The organism is Okeania sp. (assembly GCF_983059655.1).
In genome coordinates this window covers 1-2,625 of record NZ_CEZPJD010000968.1, presented here as the reverse complement: position 1 = coordinate 2,625, position 2,625 = coordinate 1, and the positions used below count along the sequence as shown (strand labels likewise).

The 2,625-nt window shown below is 33.6% G+C and carries 3 protein-coding genes; 1 reads left to right on the top strand and 2 read right to left on the bottom strand.

Annotated features, from left to right (window positions below; all coding sequences use genetic code 11):
• Positions 1–343 precede the first annotated feature (343 nt).
• Both AC3DU7_RS30730 and AC3DU7_RS30725 read right to left on the bottom strand, forming a co-directional pair.
• The gene (locus AC3DU7_RS30730) at positions 344–865 is read right to left on the bottom strand and encodes an FKBP-type peptidyl-prolyl cis-trans isomerase (RefSeq protein WP_488043028.1); all 522 of its coding nucleotides are present in this window, start codon (positions 863–865) and stop codon (positions 344–346) included.
• A gap of 424 nt (positions 866–1,289) precedes the next feature.
• Positions 1,290–1,616, bottom strand: coding sequence for a phasin family protein (locus AC3DU7_RS30725; RefSeq protein WP_488043027.1), 327 nt, complete (start codon positions 1,614–1,616; stop codon positions 1,290–1,292).
• Between the two features lie 118 nt (positions 1,617–1,734).
• Between AC3DU7_RS30725 and AC3DU7_RS30720 the strand changes: the two genes are divergently transcribed.
• Positions 1,735–2,088, top strand: coding sequence for a zinc ribbon domain-containing protein (locus tag AC3DU7_RS30720; RefSeq protein ID WP_488043026.1), 354 nt, complete (start codon positions 1,735–1,737; stop codon positions 2,086–2,088).
• Positions 2,089–2,625: the final 537 nt, after the last annotated feature.

The following is a 2,625-nucleotide window of genomic DNA, read 5'->3' as shown; positions in this document are numbered from 1 at the left end:
GAGAACAAGTCTCTATTCCCTATTAACAATTATAATTAGGGCTTGCTGATTAAATCTAAAAGTCTGGATATATCAAGGTCTTGGCCTTTATAGGTAGTGAAAAAGTAGCAGTTTTTTGCCTCACAAAGCTCAAAAAATGAGTATTGGGGTAAGTATAGAGGCAGAACAATCTTGGGATAATTTTTCCTTTGTAAATCCTCTACAACTCCTTCCAATTCTTGACTCTTCACTACTGCTTACTGCCTACTCCCTGCCTTAGCAAAAAGACTTGTTCAGCAAACCCTAATTAGGGCTTGCTGATAGCTGTTTACGCAGCAGTCCGAAGGAAATGCTTGCTACCTAATTAATTCGCAATTCTCAATAATTCCACATCAAAAATCAGAGTAGCATTAGGAGGTATAACCCCACCCGCACCACGAGCGCCATACCCTAATTCTGGTGGAATAGTAAACTTACGACGTTCACCAACTTTCATACTACCTACCCCTTCATCCCAACCTTTAATAACTTGACCTACGCCAACTCTAAATTGGAAAGGTTGATTACGATCGCGAGAACTATCAAATTTAGAACCATTCTGTAAAGTTCCAGTATAGTGAACCACAACAGTCTGGCCTGCTTGAGGAGTAGCCCCATCTCCTTCTTTCAAGACCACATACTGAAGACCAGATTCAGTAGTAATAGTTTCTTCGTTATTTTCAGTCATAATATTTTCTGCCACTTGTTCTTGAACTTCAGTAGAATTTATAGTACTTGGTGTATTTTGAGAAGCAACTGCCCCTTTTTCCGAACCTGTGATTTGAGCAACAATCAAAACTAAACCACAGAATATTACTACTGCCATACTAATAATAATTCCTCGCAAAATTAATCCTCCTAATTTAAGTTAAAAGTCAAAAATTCTCAGTTGAAGTTTAAATTATAACTACTATATTTTGCAGCTACACTACGGTCAGTTGTAATTTTTCCAATCTCGCAGCTGACTTTATAAACACTCTAAACAACCTCCTATTTTCTCTAATTTGTATTTTTGAAAAAAAATCAAACAGAAAAAACAGAGCGTAACAACTGAAAAGTTAATAACTATAATATTTGATACTAAAATCAATCTTCCATATAATTAAGTCAAAAACCAAAAATTAATATGAAAGTTTAACTTTAACTAAGGTTCCAGATATTGTTAAATGACATAGCAGTTGTCAGGGAAGTTAGGACATTCTCACACTTCTCAAATTTAATCACAGCAAGAATCTAACTTCTAACTTTTGAATTTTGAATTTTGACTTGATCTAACGCCAATTGCGATTTTCTAAATCTCGGATCTGACGCTCCAAACGGTCCAAACGACCCCGGAGTTCGTCCAATTCAGATTGACGAGGAACACCTATATCCTGCATGACATTCCGCATTTGTCGCTGCATCTGAGTTTCCCAGTTTCCTTGCTCTGACCTAAGTTGCTGCATTATATCATCAACAAAAGTTTTAGCTTGGTCTGGGTTGATAGTACCATCTTTAACCCATTGGTTAGTGACTTCCTGTATTTTTTCGGCCACTAGGGAAGTTGTACCAATGCCTATCATTAAAAGTTGTTTAAGTAGATTTTCAGTATTATCCATATTTTTTGCCTCTTTCCATATTTTTAGGTATTAAGGAGCAACTAACTTAGAATTAAGCTACAAATTTAAACTGTAGATGAAAAAAGTTCTTGAATTTAACATATCTAGCATAATCAAAATGTCAAATTGTCCTCGTTGTCATCAACAAATTGATAGTCAGGCGATCGCTTGTCCGTATTGTGGAGTTTCTCTGAAAGCTTTTGGTCATCCAGGAATTCCTATTTATCACACTCAAACAGAAGAATATTTGTGTAATAGTTGTATCTACCATTTTGATGATACCTGTAATTTTCCTCAACGTCCCTATGCTAAAAATTGTACCCTTTATCACGACCAATCTGAGCCCCTTGTACCTCCTACTAATTTTAATCGTATTAGTTGGTTTGGAACTGTCAAATTTTGGCTTCAAAGAAATACTATTTGGTGGTTATTGTTAAGCTTAGTTCTTATCAGTTTGATAATTTCTTTATAATTAATTTTCTTCTGAAAATATCGTCTATTAATCACTAAAGCTAAATACAGCGGTTTCCAGGTTTATGAGATACAGTAGTACTAAATTTTTAAATAGTTTTTGAAGTATGGAATAAAGCTTTCATTCTTATTAATCAAATCTACTAAAATCACTGTACTACACTTACATGGAATAGGCTATATATAAAAAATTTAAAGCTCTGAATCCCTGTTCCATAGTTCTAGAGTTTAGTTACATCTAAATAATTAATTTTTTTCTGATACTATAGTCATTAAAAATTAAGAATTTAATACTTTTTAACTAAAACTATTTCAACACAAAAAAACCTTGCCTCAATATAAACTGAAATAACTATATTATTTGGCTTAAAAACTAGTATGAATCGAAGAAAAGATTAGGATATATCCAAAGCTTAAAACTCAGACAAAGTAAGATTTTTTCCTCTTCCTTCTTTCCTCTTTCTTCTTCTAAAGTTGAGTTACATCTAACAATTGACTTTCTTCTGATACTATACTTTGCTCAAATACTGGTAAATCA

What these genes read in the sequence shown, in the direction of transcription:
- AC3DU7_RS30725 (WP_488043027.1), bottom strand. Translation starts at nt 1,616, where the DNA reads ATGGATAATACTGAAAATCTACTTAAACAACTTTTAATGATAGGCATT.
- AC3DU7_RS30720 (WP_488043026.1), top strand. Translation starts at nt 1,735, where the DNA reads ATGTCAAATTGTCCTCGTTGTCATCAACAAATTGATAGTCAGGCGATC.